Here is a 23854-nt window from a genome sequence, read left to right on the forward strand (position 1 = left end):
CTTCGCCGCCAGCGCCAGGGCTCTCGTCTGCCGGCTTCGGATAACGCCTTCCGGCAAACAATGCGCACAGCTTAGTTACCCGATTCGTCACAAAAAATGCGATGCTCATACATAGTTTGTTTCTGAAATCGGGCAAATCATGGATCGCCTCAATGCCATGCGTGTATTCGTCACAGTCATCGACCTGGGCAGTCAGTCGGCGGCGGCGGACTATCTGCAGTTATCGCGTCCGGTCGTGTCGCGCTACCTGGCAGAGTTGGAAGACTGGGTTGGCACGCGGCTGATGCAGCGGACCACGCGCAAGCTCAGCCTCACGGCAGCCGGCCAGGAAACCCTGCCTCGCTGCCGGCAACTGCTGGAACTGGCCGGTGACCTGCAGGCTGCCGTGCAGCAGCCGGAAGACGCGCCAAGGGGGGCACTGCGTATCAGCGTCAGTACCTCATTCGGCCAGGCACAGCTGGTGGATGCAGTGGCCGCCTATGTGCGGCGCTTCCCTGACGTGAAGGTAGAACTGCAGATGCTCGACCGCACCGTCAACCTGGTGGACGAGCGCATCGACCTGGCCATTCGCACCAGCAATGACGTGGACCCCAGCCTCATCGCCCGGCGCCTGAGCGTGTGCCGCTCGGTCGTGTGCGCGGCACCGGCCTACCTGAATGAGCGAGGCACGCCGCAACGGGTTGAGGAACTGAGCCTGCACAACTGCCTGACCCATGCCTATTTCGGACACAGCTTGTGGCATTTCGCGGTAGCCGGCCAGCAGGTCGCCGTCCCCGTATCGGGAAACATCAGTGCCAATGAGGTGATGACCCTGCAGAGGGCCGCGCTGGCGGGCGCAGGTATCGCCATGCTGCCAACCTTCCAGGCCGCAGACGCCATACGCCGGGGTGAACTGGTGCGTCTGCTGCCCGAGGCCAAACCGCGTGAACTGAACCTTAATGCGGTGTATACGTCGCGCAAACACATGCCGGCGACCTTGCGCAGCATGCTGGATTTCCTGGTACAGCGTTTCAAGGACGAGCCGGAGTGGGATCGGGATCTATACTAGTGGCGTACACCCCTATCGCTGTCACAGGAGGTGAGCACCATGGGCATCAAATCAAAAAGAGTCGCCCTTGTCATGGCCCTTACCGCAGTTACAGCGCTGTATGGCTCAGCCTGCTGGCGCGCCGAACTGCTACGCAGCCAGCCAAGCGTCGCCAATAGCTGCGAGCAGGCACATTGCGTGCCTCACAGTGCAACCTTGAGCGCCGTCCGTTGAATGGACGGCGCCCTGCCGATCACTCTTCGACGCTCATGTATTCCTTGGCCCAGCGAATGTAGTCTTCTGGCTGGGTGTAGGTGTGCGAGAGCTCGGTGGCACTGAGGTTTTCCGACTTGTTCTGCCGACCACGCTGCAGCCGCAGGCAGTCGTAAGTGGCCTTGATCGCGGCAAAGTAAGCCGCATGGCCATCGACCACGATGCGCACGCCCAGACGCGCCAGGCGCTCGTCATCGCGCAGGTTCGGGTTGCCATAGGTGACCAGCATCAGCGGCACGGTCAGGTGCTCGGCAATCTGCTCGAGCTGCTCGAAGTCCTTGACCCCGACCATGCAGATGCCATCAGCGCCCGCCTTCTGGTAGCTCTGGGTACGCACGATGATTTCTTCGGTGCTGATTACGCCCGCGTTGGTACGGGCAATGATCGACAGGGACGAATCGACTCGTGCCTCCAGCGCCGCACGGATCTTGCCAACCCCCTCCTCGACCGGGATCAGGTCGGTGGACTTGCGCCCGAACTGGGCAGGCAGCAGGGTGTCCTCAATGGTCAGTGCGGCCACACCGGCGCGCTCCAGTTCGATCACCGTGCGCATCACGTTCAGTGCGTTGCCATAGCCGTGGTCGGCGTCGGCCAGTACCGGCAGTTGCGCGACCCGACCAATGCGGGTGGCCTGCTCGACGAACTCGCTGAGGGTGATCAGAGCGAAGTCCGGAGCAGCCAGTACCTGCAACGAAGCGACCGACCCGCCGAGGATACCGACTTCGAAGCCCAGGTCTGCGGCAATGCGTGCCGACATCGGGTCGAACACCGAGGCAGTGTGGAAACAGGAACCTGAAGCGAGCAGCTCGCGGAAGGCAAAACGCAGATCTTGGTGGGAAGCCTTGGGCATGATCACTCCGCAAAAAAGTTGAAATTTGAACGGTAACTACCGACCCCTGTAATCGGGTCTACCTGACCTGTTCCAACCGTCGCCATCTGGGCGGTCATGCTCGACATGCAGGCAGAGGAATAAAAGGTGTGGGAGACAGCGGACTGAAAAACCTGCGGCAATATGCTGCACCAACCTGGTGCAAGCCCCGGATTTCAGCCTCTGTGGCATACCAACGATATCACGCAGCCATGCAGCACTGGATGAATGCGCCAATGCCGATCTTGCATAGGGGATGCAGATAGTACATAGGAAGCTACCTAACTCAGGTTACAATCCGAGGGCTTCTGTGAGAGCAGGCTTGCCCGCGAAGGGGCCGCCATAGACAAAACAAGGTATTCCCGTGACCGCCGCCCTGCCCCCCACCGCCCTGCGCAACGTGCTCACCGCCCTGATGCTGGCCATCTTCCTCGGCGCACTGGACCAGACCATCGTCGCCGTCTCGCTGCCGGCCATCTCGGCGCAGTTCAGCGATGTCGGCCTGCTGGCCTGGGTCATCTCCGGTTATATGGTGGCCATGACCGTGGCCGTGCCGATCTACGGCAAACTGGGCGACCTTTACGGCCGGCGCCGGATGATCCTCACCGGCATCAGCCTGTTCACCCTGGCCTCCATTGCCTGCGCCATGGCCCAGGACATGCCGCAACTGGTGCTGGCCCGGGTACTGCAGGGTATCGGCGCAGGCGGGATGGTCTCGGTGAGCCAGGCAATCATTGGCGACTTCGTGCCCCCGCGCGAACGCGGCCGCTACCAGGGCTACTTCAGCAGCATGTACGCCGCGGCCAGCGTGGCCGGGCCAGTGCTGGGCGGCTGGTTGACCGAGTACCTGTCGTGGCGCTGGGTGTTCTGGATCAACCTGCCGCTGGGGCTGGTCGCCTTGTGGGCCATTCGCCGTGCGCTCGGCGACATGCCAGTGCAGCGTCGCGAGGCACAGGTGGACTACCTTGGCGCCATGCTGTTGATTCTCGGCCTTGGCAGCCTGCTCCTGGGCATCACCTTGGTGGGCCAGGGCCAGGCCTGGGCCGACCCGGCCGTGCTGGCGCTGTTCGGCTGCGCCCTGCTGGGCCTGGCGCTATTCATCGCCCACGAACGCCGCTGCCCGGAACCGCTGCTGCCGCTCAGTCTGTTCGGCAACCGTGTGGCAGTGCTGTGCTGGGCGGTGATCTTCTTCGCCAGCTTCCAGTCCATTTCGCTGACCATGCTCATGCCCCTGCGTTACCAGGGCATTACCGGCGCCGGTGCCGACAGCGCCGCCCTGCATCTGCTGCCGCTGGCCATGGGGCTGCCCATGGGCGCCTTCACAGGTGGCCGCATGACCAGCCGGACCGGGCGCTACAAGCCACAGATCCTGGCCGGTGCACTGCTGATGCCAGTGGCCATTTTCGCGATGGCACTGACCCCACCGCAATCAGCGTTGCTCATTGCGCTGTTCATGCTGCTGACCGGCATAGCCTGCGGGCTGCAATTCCCGACCTCACTGGTGGGCACACAGAGCGCGGTGGCCAGCAAAGACATCGGCGTGGCCACCAGCACCACCAACCTGTTCCGTTCGCTGGGCGGAGCCATGGGCGTGGCATGCATGTCCAGCTTGTTGCTGGCACTGCTGCATCAGGGTGGTTTCGAACTGTCGGGTAATCCGTTGCTGGGGAGCTTGAAGGCCGCAGAGGTGGACCCGGTGACTCAGGGACGGTTGCTGGAAACGTTCCGGCAGCTGCTGATGGGGAGTGCGGTCGTCGCGGTGCTGGGACTGCTTGCGGCATTGGCTTTGCCCGACCGGCAATTGCGCGGCCGCTGAAGGCTACGCACTTGCTGCAAGAGCCGCCTTGTGCTCCGAACAGCCGCAGGGCGGCCATGCCCTTAATACCCCCTTAACACAAAGGGGAAACACTCCCTCACAATCCTTAACAAAGTGTCATTTGCGCAGAGCCGGGCTCAAGCGCAGCATATCTAGCCCGGTGTCGACCCATTTTTCGACATCGCCCAGCAGATCGACACTGTCAGGCAGCAATAGCCAGCGCCCGATCAGGCCATCGACATAGGCAAACATGGCCACCGCCGCGCGCTCGACATCCAGCTCGCCAGGCAACTGGCCCCGGCGTACGGCATTGGCCAGCGTCAGGGTGATGCCCTTGTGGCAATCCAGCACCGCACTCTGGCGCTGCTGGCGAATTTCACACATGTCATCGGTGAACTCGCACTTGTGATGCAGGATTTCATTGATACGACGGGTTCGGGCATCGAGCACCAGCTCGTTGAACACTTGCAACAGCAGCTTGCGCATGCAGCCAAGCGGGTCGAGTTCATCCTCGCTTTCGCTCGCGCGCGCCAAATGGTCATGGGTCTCGCGCAGGCTGTCGAGCAACGCCTGCACCAGCTCGGCCTTGTTGTTGAAGTGCCAGTAGATCGCCCCCCGCGTCACACCCGCCAGTTCGGCGATGTCGGCCAGGGTGGTTCGCGCGACCCCGCGCTTGTAGAAGGCCCTTTCCGCCGCTTCGATGATCTGGGCGCGGGTTTCCTGGGCTTCTTCTTTGGTTCTACGGACCATGGCAGTACAACCTCATCTGGCCCGAACGCGCAGCGCGTGCGGGGACGCTCCGGGGGCACCTCTGCCGGGGCCTCTCGGATGAGCTAATCAAACGCTGCGGCTGTACCTGAGTACAACCCAGCAGTATTTACAAACAACCATGAATGTAAGTATATTCCTTAGCAAGCTATTTATCCACCGGATAGCATTTTTTCCAGATCAAGATCTCTTCCATTACTCTTGAGCGTCTCCCTGCTCCAGCGACCCGAGGATCCTCATGCAATTCAAGCCAGCCGTTACCGCTCTGGTTTCCGCCGTCGCCCTGGCAACCCTGCTCAGTGGCTGTAAGAAAGAAGAAGCAGCGCCCGCGGCGCAGGCTCCTCAGGTCGGCGTCGTGACCATCCAGCCGCAAGCCTTCACCCTCACCTCGGAATTGCCGGGGCGAACCAGTGCCTACCGCGTCGCAGAAGTGCGCCCGCAGGTCAACGGCATCATCCTCAAGCGCCTGTTCAAGGAAGGCAGTGAGGTCAAGGAAGGCCAGCAGTTGTATCAGATCGACCCTGCCGTGTACGAAGCCACCCTGGCCAATGCCAAGGCCAACCTGCTGGCTACACGCTCACTGGCCGAACGCTACAAGCAACTGATTGACGAGCAGGCCGTCTCCAAACAGGAATACGACGACGCCAATGCCAAACGATTGCAGGCCGAGGCTTCGCTCAAGAGCGCACAGATCGACCTGCGCTACACCAAGGTTCTGGCGCCGATCAGCGGCCGTATCGGTCGCTCTTCGTTCACCGAAGGTGCACTGGTGAGCAATGGTCAGACCGACGCCATGGCCACCATCCAGCAGCTCGATCCTATTTATGTCGACGTTACCCAGTCCACCGCCGAGCTGCTCAAGCTGCGCCGTGACCTGGAAAGCGGCCAGTTGCAGAAGGCCGGCAAAAACGCCGCATCGGTTCAGCTGGTACTGGAAGACGGCAGCCTGTTCAAGCAGGAAGGTCGCCTGGAATTCTCCGAAGTCGCGGTCGACGAGACCACCGGCTCGGTGACCCTGCGCGCCCTGTTCCCCAACCCCGATCACACCCTGCTGCCAGGCATGTTCGTGCATGCGCGGCTCAAGGCCGGGGTCAACACCAACGCCATCCTGGCACCGCAACAAGGCGTGACCCGCGACCTCAAGGGCGCACCCACCGCCCTGGTGGTCAACCAGGAGAACAAGGTTGAACTGCGCCAGCTCAAGGCCAGCCGCACCTTGGGTAGCGACTGGCTGATCGAGGAAGGCCTCAACCCGGGTGACCGCCTGATCACCGAAGGGCTGCAGTACGTGCGCCCAGGCGTCGAGGTGAAGGTCAGCGAAGCCACCAACGTCAAGAAGCCGGCCGGCCCTGTTCAGGCCAACGCGGCGAAAGCAGACGCCAAAGCGGAGTAAACCATGTCGAAGTTCTTTATCGATCGCCCGATCTTCGCCTGGGTGATCGCGTTGGTGATCATGCTGGTCGGGGCCTTGTCTATCCTGAAGCTGCCGATCAACCAGTACCCCAGTATCGCGCCGCCGGCCATCGCCATCGCCGTGACCTACCCGGGCGCCTCGGCGCAAACCGTGCAGGACACCGTGGTGCAGGTGATCGAGCAGCAGCTCAACGGTATCGACAACCTGCGTTATGTGTCGTCGGAAAGTAACTCCGACGGCAGCATGACCATTACCGCCACCTTCGAACAGGGCACCAACCCCGACACCGCGCAGGTACAGGTACAGAACAAGCTGAACCTGGCCACCCCGCTGCTGCCGCAGGAAGTGCAGCAGCAAGGTATCCGCGTCACCAAAGCAGTGAAGAACTTCCTGCTGGTGATCGGCCTGGTCTCCGAAGACGGCAGCATGACCAAGGACGACCTGGCCAACTACATCGTCTCGAACATGCAGGACCCGATCTCGCGTACAGCGGGTGTAGGTGACTTCCAGGTGTTCGGTGCGCAGTACGCCATGCGTATCTGGCTCGATCCGGCCAAGCTGAACAAGTTCCAGCTGACCCCGGTCGACGTCAAGACCGCTGTGGCCGCACAGAACGTGCAGGTGTCTTCCGGCCAGCTCGGCGGCCTGCCAGCCCTGCCGGGCACCCAGCTGAACGCCACCATCATCGGCAAGACCCGCCTGCAAACCGCCGAGCAGTTCGAGAGCATTCTGCTCAAGGTCAACAAAGACGGTTCACAGGTGCGCCTGGGTGACGTCGCCCAAGTGGGCCTGGGGGGTGAAAACTACGCCGTCAGCGCCCAGTTCAACGGCAAGCCGGCTTCCGGCCTGGCGGTAAAACTGGCAACCGGCGCCAACGCCCTGGACACCGCCAAGGCACTGCGCGAGACCATCAAAGGCCTGGAACCGTTCTTCCCGCCGGGGGTCAAGGCGGTATTCCCGTATGACACCACCCCAGTGGTCACCGAATCGATCAGCGGCGTGATCCACACCCTGATCGAAGCCGTGGTGCTGGTGTTCCTGGTGATGTACCTGTTCCTGCAGAACTTCCGCGCCACCATCATCACCACCATGACCGTACCGGTGGTATTGCTGGGTACCTTCGGCATCCTTGCCGCCGCGGGCTTCAGCATCAACACCCTGACCATGTTCGCCATGGTTCTGGCCATCGGCTTGCTGGTGGACGACGCCATCGTCGTGGTGGAGAACGTCGAGCGGGTCATGTCCGAGGAAGGCTTGCCGCCCAAGGAAGCGACCAAACGCTCGATGGAACAGATCCAGGGTGCCCTGGTGGGTATCGCCCTGGTGCTCTCGGCCGTACTGCTGCCCATGGCGTTCTTCGGCGGCTCCACGGGTGTGATCTACCGGCAGTTCTCCATCACCATCGTCTCGGCCATGGGCCTGTCGGTGCTGGTTGCGCTGATCTTCACCCCGGCGCTCTGCGCAACCATGCTCAAACCGTTGAAGAAGGGCGAACACCACACCGCCAAAGGCGGTTTCTTCGGCTGGTTCAACCGCAACTTCGACCGCAGCGTCAATGGCTACGAGCGCAGTGTAGGCACCATCCTGCGCAACAAGGTGCCATTCCTGCTGGCCTATGCGCTGATCGTGGTCGGCATGATCTGGCTGTTCGCCCGCATCCCTACCGCGTTCCTGCCAGAAGAAGACCAGGGCGTACTGTTCGCTCAGGTGCAGACCCCGGCCGGCTCCAGTGCCGAACGCACGCAGGTCGTGGTCGACCAGATGCGTGAATACCTGCTCAAGGACGAAGCCGATACCGTATCGTCGGTGTTCACCGTCAACGGTTTCAACTTCGCAGGCCGCGGCCAGAGCTCAGGCATGGCTTTCATCATGCTCAAACCCTGGGATGAACGCTCGAAGGAAAACAGCGTGTTCGCCCTGGCCCAGCGCGCCCAGCAGCACTTCTTCACCTTCCGCGATGCGATGGTGTTCGCCTTCGCCCCGCCAGCGGTGCTTGAACTGGGTAACGCCACCGGCTTCGACGTGTTCCTTCAGGACCGCGGCGGTGTCGGCCACGCGAAGTTGATGGAGGCGCGCAACCAGTTCCTGGCCAAAGCTGCGCAGAGCAAGATCCTCAGCGCCGTGCGCCCGAACGGCCTGAACGATGAACCGCAGTACCAGCTGACCATTGATGACGAACGTGCCAGCGCCTTGGGCGTGACCATTGCCGACATCAACAACACCCTGTCGATTGCCTTGGGTGCCAGCTACGTCAACGACTTCATCGACCGTGGCCGGGTCAAGAAGGTGTACATCCAGGGCGAACCCAGCGCGCGGATGAGCCCGGAAGACCTGCAAAAATGGTACGTGCGCAACGGCGCAGGCGAGATGGTGCCGTTCTCCTCCTTCGCCAAAGGCGAATGGACCTACGGTTCGCCGAAGCTGTCGCGTTACAACGGTGTCGAAGCGATGGAAATCCTCGGTGCACCGGCGCCTGGCTACAGTACCGGTGAAGCCATGGCCGAGGTCGAGCGCATTGCAGGCGAGCTGCCAAGCGGTATCGGCTTCTCCTGGACCGGCATGTCCTACGAGGAAAAACTCTCCGGCTCGCAGATGCCGGCGCTGTTCGCCCTCTCGGTGCTGTTCGTGTTCCTGTGCCTGGCGGCCCTGTACGAAAGCTGGTCGATCCCGATCGCTGTGGTGCTGGTAGTACCGCTGGGTATCATCGGTGCGCTGATCGCCACCAGCCTGCGCGGCCTGTCCAACGACGTGTACTTCCTGGTTGGCCTGTTGACCACCATCGGTCTTGCGGCGAAAAACGCCATTCTGATCGTGGAATTCGCCAAGGAGCTGCACGAACAAGGCCGTAGCCTGTACGACGCAGCGATCGAAGCGTGCCGCATGCGTCTGCGCCCGATCATCATGACCTCGCTGGCGTTCATCCTGGGCGTGGTGCCGTTGACCATCGCCAGCGGCGCCGGCGCCGGCAGCCAGCACGCCATCGGTACTGGCGTGATCGGCGGCATGATCAGTGCGACCGTGCTGGCTATCTTCTGGGTACCACTGTTCTTCGTCGCAGTGTCGTCGCTGTTCGGCAGCAAAGAGCCGGAAAAAGACGTCACCCCTGAAAATCCACGTTATGAGGCTGGGCAATGACCAAGTCTTTGTTGTCCCTGGCGGTAACCGCTTTCATTCTTGGCGGCTGCTCGCTGATCCCTGACTACCAGACCCCGGAGGCGCCGGTGGCTGCGCAGTGGCCGCAAGGCCCTGCTTACTCGCCGACGCAATCGGCGGATGTTGCCGCTGCTGAACAGGGCTGGCGCCAGTTCTTCCGCGACCCGGCGCTGCAACAGCTGATCCAGACCTCGCTGGTCAATAACCGCGACCTGCGCGTCGCGGCGTTGAACCTCGACGCCTACCGTGCGCAATACCGCATTCAGCGCGCCGACCTGTTCCCGGCGGTTTCGGCCACCGGCAGCGGCAGCCGCCAGCGTGTCCCGGCGAACATGTCGCAAACGGGCGAATCTGGCATCACCAGCCAGTACTCGGCCACCTTGGGCGTCAGCGCCTACGAGCTGGACCTGTTCGGCCGCGTGCGCAGCCTGACCGAGCAGGCCCTGGAAACCTACCTCTCCAGCGAGCAGGCGCGTCGTTCCACGCAAATCGCCCTGGTAGCCAGCGTGGCCAACGCCTACTACACCTGGCAGGCCGACCAGGCCCTGTTCAAGCTGACCGAAGAAACGCTGAAGACCTACGAGGAAAGCTACAACCTCACCCGTCGCAGCAACGAAGTCGGCGTGGCATCGGCCCTGGACGTCAGCCAGGCGCGTACCGCCGTGGAAGGCGCCAGGGTCAAGTACTCGCAGTACCAGCGCCTGGTCGCCCAGGACGTCAACAGCCTGACCGTGCTGCTGGGCACCGGCATTCCTGCCGACCTGGCCAAGCCGCTGGAGCTTGATGCCGACCAACTGGCCGAAGTACCGGCCGGCCTGCCATCGGATATCCTTCAGCGTCGCCCGGACATTCAGGAAGCCGAGCACCTGCTCAAGGCTGCCAACGCCAACATTGGTGCAGCCCGCGCAGCGTTCTTCCCGAGCATCAGCCTGACCGCGAACGCCGGCAGCCTGAGCCCCGACATGGGCCACCTGTTCTCGGGCGGCCAGGGCACCTGGCTGTTCCAGCCGCAGATCAACCTGCCGATCTTCAACGCCGGTAGCCTCAAAGCCAGCCTGGACTACTCGAAAATCCAGAAGGACATCAACGTCGCCAAGTACGAAAAAACCATCCAGACGGCCTTCCAGGAAGTCTCCGATGGCCTGGCGGCACGCAAGACCTTCGAAGAGCAGTTGCAGGCCCAGCGCGACCTGGTGCAGGCGAACCAGGACTACTACCGCTTGGCCGAACGCCGTTACCGCATCGGGATTGACAGCAACCTGACCTTCCTCGATGCCCAACGCAACCTGTTCAGTGCCCAGCAAGCGCTGATCGGCGACCGCCTGTCGCAGCTGACCAGCGAGGTCAACCTGTACAAGGCGCTTGGCGGTGGCTGGTACGAGCAGACCGGGCAGGCCAACCAGCAGGCATCGGTGGAAACACCGAAAGGCTGATCGGCCTTGTTACAGCACAAGCCCACCCTTAGCGGTGGGCTTTGCTTTTTTAGTGCCTGTGCCGGCCAGTATCCCCTGGCGATTCGGCGTCGCAGCCACCACCGTATTCGCGGGTGAACCCGCTCCTACACGGATCGGGTGGTGGACACATATCGGTGGTTGGGCGCAAGCCGCTGTAGGAGCGGGTTCACCCGCGAAGAGGCCGCCCCAGGAGAGTTATTAACCAACCGGAACATTCCGTTCGATTATCGCCCCGTTCCGTTTGCGGCGAATTGCCTCACCCCCGCACTACCCCGCACCATCCCCCCACGCAACGTTACCCAAGTTCATCAAAAACACCCGCACCTGCAGGCCCGATCCTGCAGTGCACCGGCTCGACCATAAAAACAAGAGATCCACGACAGATGAGCATTTCGCTACCCGCACGTCAGCTGCTGCCTGGCCTGTTGGCCATGTCCTGCGCCCTCCCCGCATTCGCCGCCAACGAAGGTGGTTTCATCGAGGACGCCAAGGCCACCCTCAACCTGCGCAACTTCTACATCAACCGTAACTTCGTCGACCCGGCCCACCCACAGGGCAAGGCCGAGGAATGGACACAAAGCTTCATCCTCGATGCCCGCTCCGGTTTCACCCAGGGCACGGTCGGTTTCGGCGTGGACGTACTGGGCCTGTACTCGGTCAAGCTCGACGGCGGCAAAGGCACCACCAACACTCACCTGCTGCCCGTGCATGACGACGGCCGCCCGGCCGATGACTTTGGCCGGCTGGGTGTGGCGCTGAAGGCCAAGCTGTCCGAAACCGAGCTGAAAGTCGGTGAATGGATGCCGGTACTGCCAATCCTGCGTTCGGACGATGGCCGCTCACTGCCGCAAACATTCCGCGGTGGCCAGCTGACCTCCAGGGAAATCGCCGGCCTGACCCTGTACGCCGGCCAGTTCCGCGGCAACAGCCCGCGCAACGATGCCAGCATGGAAGACATGTCGCTCAACGGTAAAGCCGCCTTCACCTCCGACCGTTTCAACTTCGGCGGCGGTGAGTACACCTTCAACGACAAGCGCACCATGATCGGCCTGTGGGATGCCCAGCTCAAGGACATCTACCGCCAGCAATACCTCAACCTGACGCACAGCCAGCCGCTGGGCGACTGGACGCTGGGCGCCAACCTGGGCTACTTCATCGGCAAGGAAGATGGCGCCGAACGGGCCGGCAAGCTGGACAACCGCACCGCCTCCGCCTTGCTTTCGGCGCGCTACCAAGGCCACACCTTTTACGTTGGCCTGCAGAAGGTCAGCGGCGACGATGCCTGGATGCGGGTCAATGGCACCAGTGGCGGTACCCTGGCCAACGACAGCTACAATTCAAGCTTCGACAATGCCAAGGAGCGTTCCTGGCAGGTTCGCCATGACTTCAACTTCGCCACCGTCGGCGTACCCGGGCTGACCCTGATGAACCGCTATATCAAGGGTGACAACGTCAACGTGGGCAGCGTGGACGATGGCAAGGAATGGGCGCGGGAAACAGAGCTGGCCTATGTGGTGCAGTCGGGCAGCTTCAAGGACCTGTCGCTGAAATGGCGCAACTCGACCATGCGTCGCGACTTCAGCACCAACGCGTTCGATGAGAACCGCTTGATTGTGAGTTATCCGCTGAATCTTCTGTGACTCAATTGGCCTCTTCGCGAATAACCCCGCGAAGAGGCCAGACGCCCTCCCTTTTGAAAGCATCATTGGCAACAGCGTGATGAAAACCCTGCCATGAATTGCCCAGTGCGAGCTGCCGCCATTCGCTGAGCTGATGATGGTGGTGACTGCAGGCTATCCTGATCACTATCCGCTACAGGTGAAACAAAGCTGAACAGGGAGGCACAACAATGAAAACCCTCGTCGACCACCTGAGCCAATACGCCAACTACCACCGCGATCCACGCAACATCGCCACCCACTTCGTCGGCATCCCCATGATCGTGCTGGCAGTCACCATCCTGCTTTCACGCCCAGGCTGGGAGATAGCTGGCATGTGGCTGTCCCCTGCCCTGCTGGCAGCGGCGGCGTCTGTGTGGTTCTACCTGCGCCTGGACCTGCGCTTCGGGCTGGTGATGGGGCTGTTGCTGGGCCTGTGCCTGTGGGTCGGTGAAGCGCTGGCAGTGCAGTCGACAACGCTATGGCTCGGCGCCGGGCTGGGGGCGTTCGTGGTGGGATGGATCATCCAGTTCATCGGCCATTACTACGAAGGCCGCAAACCGGCATTTGTCGACGACGTGAGCGGCCTGATCATCGGGCCACTGTTCGTGGTGGCGGAAGCTGCGTTCATGCTGGGCCTGTGCCCGACCCTGAAGCGCGCCGTGGAAGCCAACGCCGGCCCGATTGCCATGCGGCAAAAAAAGGCATCGGTGTAAAGGCCATTCGCGGGCAAGCGCCCTGTTGCAGGGGCCTGCCCGCGATCACGGTTTACTGGCGAGACTCTACGCCAAGTTCATCCCACACCGACTCAGCCAGGTGGAACGTGGCATTGGCCGCCGGAATGCCGCAGTAGATCGCGCTCTGCATCAGCACTTCCTTGATCTCGTCGCGGGTCACGCCATTGTTGGCCGCTGCACGCAGGTGCAGCTTCAGCTCGTCGTTGCGGTTCATGCCGATCAGCATGGCGATGGTGATCAGGCTGCGGGTATGGCGCGGCAGCCCTGGGCGGGTCCAGATGTCACCCCAGGCGTGGCGGGTGATCATTTCCTGGAACTCGCCATTGAAGTCGTTGAGCTTCTCCAGGCTGCGGTCCACGTGGGCATCACCCAGCACTGCGCGGCGCACTTGCATGCCAGCGTCGTAACGTTGTTTCTCGTCCATGGCGTTGTCCTCAGTGAGCCAGCAGGAAATCGAGCACGCGGCGGCTGAAGGCCTCGCCAATCTCGACGTTGGACAGGTGCGCCGCCGGGAAGTCGACGTACTCGGCACCTTGGATACCGGCCTGCATGAAGCGGCCATGCTCAGGGGTGGTAACCACGTCTTCCGTACCGGCAACGATCAGCGCGGGCACCTGGATACGGCCCAGTTGCTCACGATAATCAGCGTCACGTACCGCTGCACAGTTGCCTGCGTAGCCTTGCGGGCTGGTTTGCGCCAGCATCTGGCAGATACGCTGGGCCTGCTCCGCCTGTGCCTGGGCAAAGCCCGGGGTAAACCAGCGGGCGATGGAGGCATCGCGCAGGTCGACCATGGCCTGCTGGCCGCCTTTGAGTACCGTGTCGATACGGGTGTTCCACACCTCGTCATTGGCGATCTTGGCGGCCGTGTTGCACAAGGTCAGGCTGTGCAGGCGCTCACCTGCATGGATACCCAACCACTGGCCGATAAGGCCACCCATCGACAGGCCGACGAAGTGAGCCTTTTGAATATCCAGGCCATCGAGCAGGGCCAGCACGTCGCGGCCCAGCTGTTCGATGCTGTAAGGGCCTTCAGTGACCAGCGATGCTCCGTGACCACGGGTGTCATAGCGCAGCACTCGGAAGTGCTGGCTCCAGAGCGGAATCTGGGTGTCCCACATGCCCAGGTCGGTACCCAGCGAGTTGGACAGGACCAGCACCGGGGCGTCATCCGGGCCATCGATCTGGTAATTCAAAACGCCATCGGCCAGTTGCAAGTGCGCCACAGCGGTCTCCTTCAGGCAGTGAAACGTTGATGTTCGGACACGGCGCGCGCCACCCAGACGCGGGCCTGGCCCAGGTAATGGGCAGGGTCGAGCAGACGATCGAGTTCTTCGCCAGACAGCTCGGCGCTGACCTGTGGCTCGTCACCCAGCACGGCACGCAGGTGTCGCTGTTCGGCCACCGCGCGTTGGCAGCATTGTTCCAGCAGGTGGTGGGCACGGTCGCGACCCAGACGCTGGGCGAGGACGATGCTCACCGCTTCGGCCAACACCAGGCCTTGGGTCAGGTCGAGGTTACGGCGCATGCGCGCGGCGTCCACCTCCATGCCCTCGGCAATCACTTGAGCCTGGCGCAGGGCGCCAGAGACCAGGCAGCAGATATCCGGCAGGGTTTCCCACTCGGCATGCCATAGGCCCAGGCTGCGCTCGTGCTCCTGAGGCATGGCCGCGAACAGCGTCGACAGCAGGCCCGGCACGCGGGTCGCAGCACCGATCAACACGGCGGCACCCACCGGGTTGCGCTTGTGTGGCATGGTCGAAGAACCACCCTTACCCGGCGCAGAAGGCTCAAACACCTCCCCCGCCTCGGTTTGCATCAGCAAGCTGATATCACGGCCGAACTTGCCCAGGCTGCCGGCAACCAGGCCCAGTACCGAGGCAAACTCCACCAGGCGGTCGCGCTGGGTGTGCCAGGGCTGCTCGGGCAGGGTCAGCTTGAGCTGTTCGGCCAGCGCTTCGGCCACCGGCATCGCCTTGCTGCCCAGCGCCGCCAGGCTGCCCGAGGCACCGCCGAACTGCAGGACCAGCAGGCGCGGGCGCAGTTCCTGCAGGCGCTGACGGTGGCGGGTCAAAGCACCCAGTACACCGGCCAGTTTCATGCCCAGGGTCACCGGGGTGGCGTGTTGCAACCAGGTACGACCCACCAATGGCGTATCGGCGTGCTTCAAGGCCTGCTGCGACAGGGTATCGGCCAGCTTGCCGAGGTCGGCCTCGATCAAATCGAGGGCATCGCGCAGTTGCAGAACCAGACCGGTATCCATCGCATCCTGGCTTGTGGCGCCAAGGTGCACATAGCGCTCAGCCTCAGGCACGCCGGTGGCGATCACCTTGCCCAACGCTTTCACCAGCGGAATGGCCGAGTTGCCCGCGGTGGCGATGGCATTGGCCAGCGCGCCAACGTCATAGCGCTCGGCCTGGCATGCCGCCTCGATGGCCGCTACCGCGCTGTGCGGGACCAAACCGGCAGAGGCTTCGGCTCGGGCAAGCGCGGCTTCGAAATCCAGCATGCCCTGCAGGCGGCCTCGGTCGGAGAAAATCTCGCGCATGGCCGGCGCGGTGAAATAGGCGTCGAACAGTTGGTTGCTCATGCAGCGTCCTTAATCATCATGGTGCAGGTACGCCGCCTGCTTCGGCAGGCGCAGGCTGAACAGGAAGGCAATCGCCATCATCGCCGTCACGTACCAGTAGAAAGTGTTTTCCATCCCCAGGGTTTTCAGGCCCAGGGCCACATACTCGGCCGAACCGCCGAATGCTGCGTTGGCCACCGCGTAGGCCAGGCCAACACCCAGTGCACGCACCTGCGGCGGGAACATCTCGGCCTTCACCAGACCGCTGATCGAGGTGTAGAAACTCACGATACACAGGGCCAGGCTGATCAGCACGAAGGCCATGATCGGGCTGGTCACGGTTTTCAGCGCCATCAGCAGCGGCACGGTGCACAGGGTACCGAGGCCGCCGAACAGCAGCATCGAATTGCGCCGGCCGATACGGTCGGACAGCATGCCGAAGAACGGCTGCACCACCATGAACAGGAACAACGCCCCGGTCATCACGTAGCTGGCGTTCTTGGCGGTCATGCCCGCGGTGTTGACCAGGTACTTCTGCATATAGGTGGTGAAAGTATAGAAAATCAGCGAGCCACCCGCGGTGTAGCCCAGTACCGTGATGAACGCCGCTGCGTGATTGCGGAACAGACCTCCGATCGAACCTGCATCCTTGTCATTGCGGGCTTCGGCGTTACTGGTCTCGTGCAGCGAACGGCGCAACATCAGCGAGATCAGGGCGGCGATGGCCCCCACCACGAAGGGAATGCGCCAGCCCCAGGCCCGCAGTTCATCTTCAGTCAGCAGCTGTTGCAGGATCACCACGACCAGGACCGCCAGCAACTGGCCGCCGATCAGGGTGACGTACTGGAACGAAGCAAAGAAGCCGCGCTGCCCACGCAGTGCCACTTCACTCATGTAGGTGGCCGTGGTGCCGTATTCGCCCCCTACCGACAGCCCCTGGATCAGACGGGCCAGCAATAGCAGCGCCGGGGCCCAGGTGCCGATGCTGGCATAGGTGGGCAGGCAAGCGATCATCAGGGAGCCGAAGCACATCATCAGCACCGAGATCATCAGGGAGTTCTTGCGACCGTGGCGGTCGGCGAGGCGGCCGAAGATCCAGCCACCAATGGGGCGCATCAAAAAGCCCGCGGCGAATACACCTGCCGTGTTCAACAGCTGCACGGTGGGGTCGTCGGAGGGGAAGAAGGCCGGAGCGAAGTAGATCGCGCAGAAGGCGTAGACGTAGAAGTCGAACCATTCCACCAAGTTGCCTGATGAGGCACCGACTATAGCGAAGATGCGCTTGCTGCGTTCTTCGCCGGTGTAATAGGTTGAGGTCATGACGGGTTTACTCCTGGAGGGTCCTAGGTAGTTCTAGACATACCTAGTAACACACTCGTTCCGCTATCGGGCTGGCAATGGGCCTTATGTCTCACAGGAGAGGCCTCTTCGCGGGGAAGCCCGCTCCCACAGGTGATTGCGTGGATCCCTGTTGGAGCGGGCTTCCCCGCGAAGAGGCCGGTACAGGTCAAACCCGCTCGATGGCCAACGCCAGACCTTGGCCGACACCCACACACATGGTCGCCAGGCCCTTGCGACCGCCACTCTTCTCCAGCTGGTGCAACGCAGTCAGTACCAGGCGTGCACCGCTCATGCCCAGGGGGTGGCCCAGGGCAATGGCACCGCCATTAGGGTTTACCTGGGGCGCATCGTCAGCCACACCCAGCTCACGCAGCACCGCCAGGCCTTGGCTGGCAAACGCTTCGTTAAGCTCGATCACGTCGAAATCACTTACCGCTATCCCCAGACGCTCGGTCAGTTTGCGCACCGCCGGCACCGGGCCAATGCCCATGACACGTGGCGCAACGCCGCCGCTGGCCATGCCCAGAACACGGGCACGCGGAGTCAGGCCGTGTTTCTTCACCGCTGCGGCCGAGGCCAGGATCATCGCCGCAGCACCGTCGTTCACGCCCGAGGCGTTGCCGGCGGTGACCGTCTTGTCCGGGCCATTGACCGGTTTGAGCTTGGTCAGCGCCTCCAGCGTGGTTTCAGGGCGCAGGTGTTCGTCACGTTCGACGATGATTTCGCCCTTCTTGTGAGCGATACGCACCGGCACGATTTCTTCGGCAAAGAAGCCGGCAGCCTGTGCGGCGGCAGCCTTCTGCTGGCTGCGCAGGGCGAAAGCGTCCTGGTCAGCACGCGAAACCTGATAGTCGTCGGCCACGTTGTCGGCGGTTTCCGGCATGGAATCCACACCGTACTGGCTCTTCATCAGCGGGTTGATGAAACGCCAGCCAATGGTGGTGTCTTCCAGCTTCATGTTGCGCGAATAGGCGCTTTCAGCCTTGCCCATGACGAACGGGGCGCGCGACATCGACTCGACGCCACCGGCAATCACCAGCTCCATCTCGCCGCTGGCGATGGCGCGGAACGCGGTGCCGACGGCATCCATGCCCGACGCGCACAGGCGGTTCAGGGTGACGCCCGGGATGCTTTCCGGCAGGCCGGCCAGCAGCAGTGCCATGCGGGCCACGTTGCGGTTGTCTTCACCGGCCTGGTTGGCGCAGCCGAAGAACACTTCGTCTACCTGGTCCCACTGCACGCCAGGGTTGCGCTCGATCAGCGCCTTCAGCGGCACGGCTGCCAAGTCGTCGGCCCGCACGCTGGCCAGGGCGCCGCCGAAGCGGCCGATCGGGGTACGGATGGCATCACAGATGAATACGTCGTGCATCAGGCTTCTCCTGCCAGCTGGCCATGGTCAGCGGCGGTACGGGCGTCGAGGTCACGCATGGCGGACAGCTCGATTTGGGTGGGTTCGGAAATGGTCTGCGCGTGGCATTTGGAGGCTCCTGGTCAGGGTGCTTCGGTAAACCCAGATTAAGGAGACTGGTAGGTACCTTACAATCCGATAATCGACTATCTGTGCGATTAACGAACCATTTGTTGCACGACTATCCACCCCACGCGCAGGGCAACTGTGCGCCCTGATTGCAGCACAACGCCGCACCTGCGGGAGCGGCGTTACGCTGTGAATGGGCCGCAACGCGGCCCTCGCCCTCAGGTTGCGTCGGCGTGGCTGACCAGCCCCTTGACGACCACTCCCACGGTCGCCAGCGCCGCCGGTACCAGCAACGCCGTCAGCACCTGCTCGAAGCTCCAGCCCAGGCCCAGCAGCGTTGCACCACTCCAGGCCCCGAGAATCGCACCAAAGCGGCCAATACCCAGCATCCACGATACGCCTGTGGCCCGGCCCTGGGTGGGATAGAAGCGCGCCGCCAGCGATGGCATTGCCGACTGCGCACCGTTCACGCACATACCAGCGACGAGCACCAGCGTGGCTAGCAGAGTGATGTTGCCCAGGCTCTGCCCCACTGCGTAGGCGAACACCCCGGCGAGCAGATAGAAAATGCCAATTACCTTGTGCGGATTGAAACGGTCCATGGCCCAACCCACGCCGACTGCACTTAGCACGCCGCCAAACTGGAACAGCGCGCCGATGAACGCCGCCTGCTCCATGCTCGCGCCGCTGTCACGCATCAGGGTTGGCAGCCAGCTGGTCAGGAGGTAGACGATCACCAGGCCCATGAAATAGGTCAGCCACAGCAACACGGTGCCCAAGCCATAGGTGCCAGAGAAGATCACCGCGAACACGTTGCGTGCAGCCACCGCCTTTTGCTCCGGCACGCTGAAACTGCCTGCCTCGGCCACCACTTGCGGCGCGATGGGCGACAAGGTCTTGCGCACCTTGTCGGTACCGCGGTTGCGCACCACCAGGAACCGCGCCGACTCCGGCAGCCAGACCATCAGCACCAGCGCCAGCAGCAACGGCAGCACGCCACCGATGACCAGCAGGCTGTGCCAGCCGTAGGCCGGGATCATCTTGGCGGAAATGAAGCCACCACCCGCCATGCCCAGGTTGAAGCCACAGAACATGCTGGTCACCAGCAGCGACTTGAGGCGCTCCGGCGTGTATTCGGACAACAGCGTGGTAGCGTTGGGCATGCCTGCACCCAGGCCCAGGCCCGTCAGGAAGCGCAGTACCAGCAACTGGTCGACGTTGGTGGCATAGGCCGAGGCCAGGCTGAAGCCACCGAACACCAGCACCGCCCCCACCAGCACGCCTTTGCGGCCGAAACGGTCAGCCAGCGGCCCGGAGCCCAGGGCGCCGAACACCATGCCGATCAACGCGGCACTCATGACCGGCCCAAGGCTGGCGCGGTCGATCCCCCACTCTTGCGACAGTGCCGGGGCGATGAACCCCATGGCAGCGGTGTCCAGGCCGTCGAGGAAGACGATCAGGAAGCACAGCAGCACGACCCGCCACTGATAGCGGGACAGCGGCTGCTGATTGATGAATGACTGAACGTCGAGGCTTTTGCCGACGTTGGTTTGCGCTTGGTTCATTATTGTTATCCAGAATGTGGGGCACAGTCAGGCCATTGCACGCGGGCATCCGGTACAAGGGCGATGATTGGGGTATATGGCCTGGGTCAGCCTGGATATAACGATACTGCATGCGGGTGCGGCCGCAGCAGCGAGGTGACAGTATTCATGAGTGAGTGCCTCTAGTGTTTTTCTTGTTCGGTCGGCTAGCCGACCGTTGCGAGAGACATTAATCAGCGGGCCGGGGTGAAGCAATTCACCCGGCACGACACTGTGCGTTTATCGCACAAGAAACGGTTTTGCCTGTTCTGATCCGGGGCCGCAAAGTGCTCCCTGCGGTCTCAACCAAACAACTGGTGGCAAAGGTCCCGGCTGGCTGCCAGCAAAATTGGCAAGAACCGCTGCTCCAGTTCACTGCGGGTCACCCGCCCGACATGGGTACTGACGTTCAGCGCAGCCAACACCTGCCCCGAAGCGTCATACACCGGCACCGCAATCGATCGCAGCCCCTGTTCCAGTTCCTGGTCTACCACGCACCAGCCCTGGGCGCGCACCTGCTGGATGCAGGCGAACAACGATTCGGGGTCATTCAGGGTGCGGCTGGTGCGCGCCTTGAGGTCGGCACGTTCCAGGTACTCACGCAGGCTGGTGTCGTCCATGGCCGCCAGCAGAATGCGCCCCATCGACGTGCAATAGGCCGGCAGACGTCCGCCCACCGATAGATCGACCGAAATCAGCCGCTCGACCGTGGCCGAACGGGCTATATAAAGGATGTCGTCGCCTTCGAGGGTGGCCATGTTGGCCGCCTCATGCAGCTGGTCACTGATGCGGTCCAGGTACGGCTGGGCAGAAATTGCCAGCGGCGTCGACGACAGGTAGGCATGCCCCAGGGTCAGCACTTTGGGCAGCAGCGAATAGGTACGCCCGTCGGTGGTGGCGTACCCCAGCTTGATCAACGTGTGCAGGCAACGGCGCACCGCCGCGCGAGGGATTTCGGTACGGTGGCTGATCTGGGCGATGGTCAGGTGGCGCTTGCGCTCCTGGAATGCCTGGATCACGGCCAGGCCACGTGCCAGCGAGGTCATGAAGTCCGGGTCACCGGTAAAGGCCTGGATGCGCTTGGCCGGGGAAGCCACGATCGGCGGCGCCATGGCAGCCGAAGCAGGTCGCGCCACCTCAGCATTGCCGGAATCGTTGCCCAGGGTTTCGTCACTCATCGCACACCTCAAAAAAAACACCGGTTCGTGCGATTATCGAACAAACGGCCGATAATCGCAATTGACCGCCGACACTTTTGCTTATACCTTTCCCATGCCACTTGTGGCTTCTTTGGAGAGACTGGTCAGGTACCCACCGTAGAAGTCCCCAGGCAACGGCCTCGCCTTTCGGCGAGGCCGTTTTTCATTCCGGCCCGCCCTGACATTGCAACGAACTTCTATCCGCCATTCCTTTCAAACTTTGTACGAAAGGTCCCAACTGTTCGCGGGCACAATCTGCTACTTACGCCAGATGATGTCAGGGTTGCGTAAATTATCGATGTTCGGCGAATTATCGGTTGCTATAATCGATTGCGCAGGCCCTCCGCTTACCGTGGTCATTGAACCTTCCGCTTTATCAAGCCGTTGCGGCCAGCAAGGCAAAATGCATGTTGCACAATGCATGACAACAGTCATTACACTTATTTCAGGTACTGCACGTGACGAAAGATGAACTGCGCGCGGAACTCGAGCGCCAGGCTGAACGTTACAAGGATGTTTATGGTGGTGAAGTCACCACATACGCCGCACAACCGGATCCGGAACGCAAACCCTGGCGCAAGCGTGCCAGCGTTCGCGACCAGGCCTTCAGCCAGGAACTGGAACGCATCGAAAAAGAACTGCGCAGCGACAATCCCTGAGCCTCGGGGCCCTCTGCGCGTCGTCGCCCGGCCTACCCGGGCGAGGTCGATCTTTACTGTCTGGCCGATGATGAAATGGAATCACACAAATTTCATACAGTCGTTTGAATTTCTGCGAAATGGATTTTCCTCAAGATTTCGGCCTTTTTTCGCCCTATTTTGTGATTTTTAGCCGCTATTTACCTCCCGTACCGCCCCCCTCTGCATGGCGCGCTTGCACCATGAAGATTGTCATCTGCCTGTTACAGGTGCATCGATTGCCAAGGTTTTCTGGCATAATCCCGCCCCCCTAAGACCCGCCAGACAACCTTCATGATCGATTTATTCAGCGGACTGGATGCCTGGGTGTTGGTGAGCCTGCTGCTCGCCTTGACCTTCGTACTCGCCTTCGAGTTCATCAATGGCTTTCATGACACCGCCAACGCGGTAGCTACCGTCATCTATACCAAAGCCATGCCGCCGCACCTCGCCGTGTTCTTCTCCGGCGTGTTCAACTTCCTTGGCGTTCTGCTCGGCGGTGTAGGGGTGGCCTATGCCATCGTGCACCTGTTGCCGGTAGAGCTGCTGATCAATGTGAACACCGGCCACGGCCTGGCCATGGTCTTCTCGTTGCTGGCTGCGGCCATCACCTGGAACCTGGGCACCTGGTACTTTGGCATCCCCGCCTCCAGTTCGCACACGCTGATCGGCTCCATCCTCGGTGTCGGCCTGGCCAACGCCCTGATCAACGACATTCCGCTGGGCGACGGCGTCAACTGGCAGAAAGCGATCGATATCGCCATGTCGCTGGTGGTCTCGCCAATGGCCGGCTTCGCCGTTGCTGCCCTGGTGCTGATCGGCCTGAAATGGTGGCGCCCGCTGTCGAAGATGCACAAAACCCCGGAACAGCGCCGCAAGCTCGACGACAAGAAGCACCCGCCCTTCTGGAACCGTCTGGTCCTGGTGGTTTCCGCCATGGGCGTGAGCTTCGTGCACGGCTCCAACGACGGCCAGAAAGGCATCGGCCTGATCATGCTGGTGCTGATCGGTATTGTCCCGGCCAAGTTCGTACTCGACCTGAACAGCACCACCTACCAGATCGAACGTACTCGCGACGCTACCCTGCACATGAGCCAGTTCTACCAGCGTAACGCCGCCACCCTGGGCGAGTTCCTGGCACTGGGCAAGGCCAAGGCCAGCGACCTGCCGGAGCAGTTCAGTTGCAACCCGCAGCAGACCGAGCCGACCATTGCTGCGCTGCAGACCTCGCTGAAAGGTGTGACGGACTACCACAGCCTCGATGCCGAGAAGCGCGTTGAAGTGCGCCGCTATCTGTTGTGCCTGGATGACACGGCGAAGAAGGTTGGCAAGCTGCCAGGCCTGGACGCCCGTGAAAAGTCCGACCTTGAAAAACTGCGCAAAGACCTCACCGCCACCACCGAATACGCCCCGTTCTGGGTGATCGTGGCCGTCGCACTGGCCCTTGGCCTGGGTACCATGGTTGGCTGGAAGCGCGTGGTGTTGACGGTGGGCGAGAAGATCGGCAAACAAGGCATGACCTATGCCCAAGGCATGTCGGCACAGATCACCGCAGCCTGCGCTATCGGTATGGCCAACGTATTCGCCCTGCCGGTGTCGACCACCCACGTGCTGTCGTCCGGCGTGGCCGGCACCATGGTCGCCAACAAAAGTGGCCTGCAAGGCGGCACCGTGAAGACCATCCTGCTGGCATGGGTCCTGACCCTGCCTACCTCGATGGGCCTGGCGGCCGGCCTGTTCTGGCTGGCGTCCAAAGCCATTGGCTGAGTGACACCGCAATGAATGAAGGCGCCCTCGGGCGCCTTTTTCATAGCCGTAATGCCCGCGCCACCTTGTTCCT

At 62.2% G+C, this 23854-nt stretch carries 18 protein-coding genes and 1 pseudogene; 9 read left to right on the top strand and 10 right to left on the bottom strand.

What is annotated here, in order from left to right; all coding sequences use genetic code 11:
- Positions 1–139: 139 nt before the first annotated feature.
- The gene (locus tag PRJ_RS22450; RefSeq protein WP_104962493.1) at positions 140–1048 is read left to right on the top strand and encodes a LysR family transcriptional regulator; all 909 of its coding nucleotides are present in this window, start codon (positions 140–142) and stop codon (positions 1046–1048) included.
- A gap of 232 nt (positions 1049–1280) precedes the next feature.
- On the opposite strand, the gene PRJ_RS22455 is transcribed toward PRJ_RS22450, so the two are convergent.
- A complete protein-coding gene (locus tag PRJ_RS22455) occupies positions 1281–2150 on the bottom strand; it encodes an oxaloacetate decarboxylase (RefSeq protein WP_020190257.1) in 870 nt (289 codons plus the stop codon).
- A gap of 382 nt (positions 2151–2532) precedes the next feature.
- On the opposite strand from PRJ_RS22455, the gene PRJ_RS22460 reads away from it, so the two are divergent.
- Positions 2533–3984, top strand: coding sequence for an MDR family MFS transporter (locus PRJ_RS22460; RefSeq protein WP_104962494.1), 1452 nt, complete (start codon positions 2533–2535; stop codon positions 3982–3984).
- Between the two features lie 117 nt (positions 3985–4101).
- On the opposite strand, the gene ttgR is transcribed toward PRJ_RS22460, so the two are convergent.
- On the bottom strand, positions 4102–4734 hold the full coding sequence (gene ttgR, locus PRJ_RS22465; RefSeq protein ID WP_104962495.1) for an efflux transport transcriptional regulator TtgR: 633 nt from the start codon (positions 4732–4734) through the stop codon (positions 4102–4104).
- A 256-nt stretch (positions 4735–4990) separates the two neighbouring features.
- On the opposite strand from ttgR, the gene ttgA reads away from it, so the two are divergent.
- From ttgA to PRJ_RS22495, 5 genes are all read left to right on the top strand, one after another.
- Positions 4991–6145, top strand: coding sequence for a toluene efflux RND transporter periplasmic adaptor subunit TtgA (gene ttgA, locus PRJ_RS22470; RefSeq protein ID WP_104962496.1), 1155 nt, complete (start codon positions 4991–4993; stop codon positions 6143–6145).
- Between the two features lie 3 nt (positions 6146–6148).
- A complete protein-coding gene (ttgB, locus tag PRJ_RS22475) occupies positions 6149–9301 on the top strand; it encodes a multidrug efflux RND transporter permease subunit TtgB (RefSeq protein ID WP_014754360.1) in 3153 nt (1050 codons plus the stop codon).
- Positions 9298–10752 carry an AdeC/AdeK/OprM family multidrug efflux complex outer membrane factor gene (locus tag PRJ_RS22480; protein WP_104962497.1) on the top strand — a complete coding sequence of 485 codons (1455 nt, stop codon included), beginning with the start codon at positions 9298–9300 and terminating at the stop codon, positions 10750–10752. Before ttgB ends, PRJ_RS22480 begins: the two co-directional genes overlap by 4 nt.
- Positions 10753–11156: 404 nt before the next feature.
- Positions 11157–12413 (top strand): OprD family porin, encoded by a 1257-nt coding sequence (locus PRJ_RS22490; RefSeq protein ID WP_104962499.1) that lies wholly within the window; start codon positions 11157–11159, stop codon positions 12411–12413.
- Positions 12414–12622: 209 nt separating this feature from the next.
- Positions 12623–13147 carry a DUF962 domain-containing protein gene (locus PRJ_RS22495; protein ID WP_010952490.1) on the top strand — a complete coding sequence of 175 codons (525 nt, stop codon included), beginning with the start codon at positions 12623–12625 and terminating at the stop codon, positions 13145–13147.
- A 52-nt stretch (positions 13148–13199) separates the two neighbouring features.
- Here the strand turns inward: PRJ_RS22495 and pcaC are convergent, their stop codons facing one another.
- From pcaC to pcaR, 8 genes and pseudogenes are all read right to left on the bottom strand, one after another.
- Complete coding sequence (pcaC, locus tag PRJ_RS22500) at positions 13200–13592, bottom strand: 4-carboxymuconolactone decarboxylase (protein WP_010952489.1); 393 nt, start codon at positions 13590–13592, stop codon at positions 13200–13202.
- Between the two features lie 10 nt (positions 13593–13602).
- Positions 13603–14394, bottom strand: a complete 792-nt coding sequence (gene pcaD, locus PRJ_RS22505) for a 3-oxoadipate enol-lactonase (protein ID WP_014754363.1) — start codon at positions 14392–14394, stop codon at positions 13603–13605.
- An 11-nt stretch (positions 14395–14405) separates the two neighbouring features.
- Positions 14406–15758 carry a 3-carboxy-cis,cis-muconate cycloisomerase gene (locus PRJ_RS22510; protein WP_010952487.1) on the bottom strand — a complete coding sequence of 451 codons (1353 nt, stop codon included), beginning with the start codon at positions 15756–15758 and terminating at the stop codon, positions 14406–14408.
- 9 nt (positions 15759–15767) lie between these two features.
- Positions 15768–17057, bottom strand: a complete 1290-nt coding sequence (locus PRJ_RS22515) for an MFS family transporter (protein ID WP_104962500.1) — start codon at positions 17055–17057, stop codon at positions 15768–15770.
- Between the two features lie 187 nt (positions 17058–17244).
- Positions 17245–18450, bottom strand: a complete 1206-nt coding sequence (gene pcaF / locus PRJ_RS22520; RefSeq protein WP_172835047.1) for a 3-oxoadipyl-CoA thiolase — start codon at positions 18448–18450, stop codon at positions 17245–17247.
- Positions 18447–18542, bottom strand: a pseudogene (locus PRJ_RS30120) (CoA-transferase subunit beta); the annotation flags it as partial. The pseudogene PRJ_RS30120 and the gene pcaF, both read right to left, overlap by 4 nt.
- Positions 18543–18773: 231 nt before the next feature.
- Positions 18774–20120, bottom strand: a complete 1347-nt coding sequence (locus PRJ_RS22530) for an MFS transporter (RefSeq protein ID WP_020192010.1) — start codon at positions 20118–20120, stop codon at positions 18774–18776.
- Between the two features lie 320 nt (positions 20121–20440).
- Positions 20441–21316, bottom strand: a complete 876-nt coding sequence (gene pcaR, locus PRJ_RS22535; RefSeq protein ID WP_003251938.1) for a pca regulon transcriptional regulator PcaR — start codon at positions 21314–21316, stop codon at positions 20441–20443.
- Between the two features lie 479 nt (positions 21317–21795).
- On the opposite strand from pcaR, the gene PRJ_RS22545 reads away from it, so the two are divergent.
- Together PRJ_RS22545 and PRJ_RS22550 are read left to right on the top strand one after the other, a co-directional pair.
- The gene (locus PRJ_RS22545) at positions 21796–21996 is read left to right on the top strand and encodes a hypothetical protein (RefSeq protein WP_003251937.1); all 201 of its coding nucleotides are present in this window, start codon (positions 21796–21798) and stop codon (positions 21994–21996) included.
- Between the two features lie 312 nt (positions 21997–22308).
- Positions 22309–23781, top strand: coding sequence for an inorganic phosphate transporter (locus PRJ_RS22550; protein ID WP_014592256.1), 1473 nt, complete (start codon positions 22309–22311; stop codon positions 23779–23781).
- Positions 23782–23854: the final 73 nt, after the last annotated feature.

It is taken from the genome of Pseudomonas sp. XWY-1, assembly GCF_002953115.1.
GTDB lineage: Bacteria > Pseudomonadota > Gammaproteobacteria > Pseudomonadales > Pseudomonadaceae > Aquipseudomonas > Aquipseudomonas alloputida.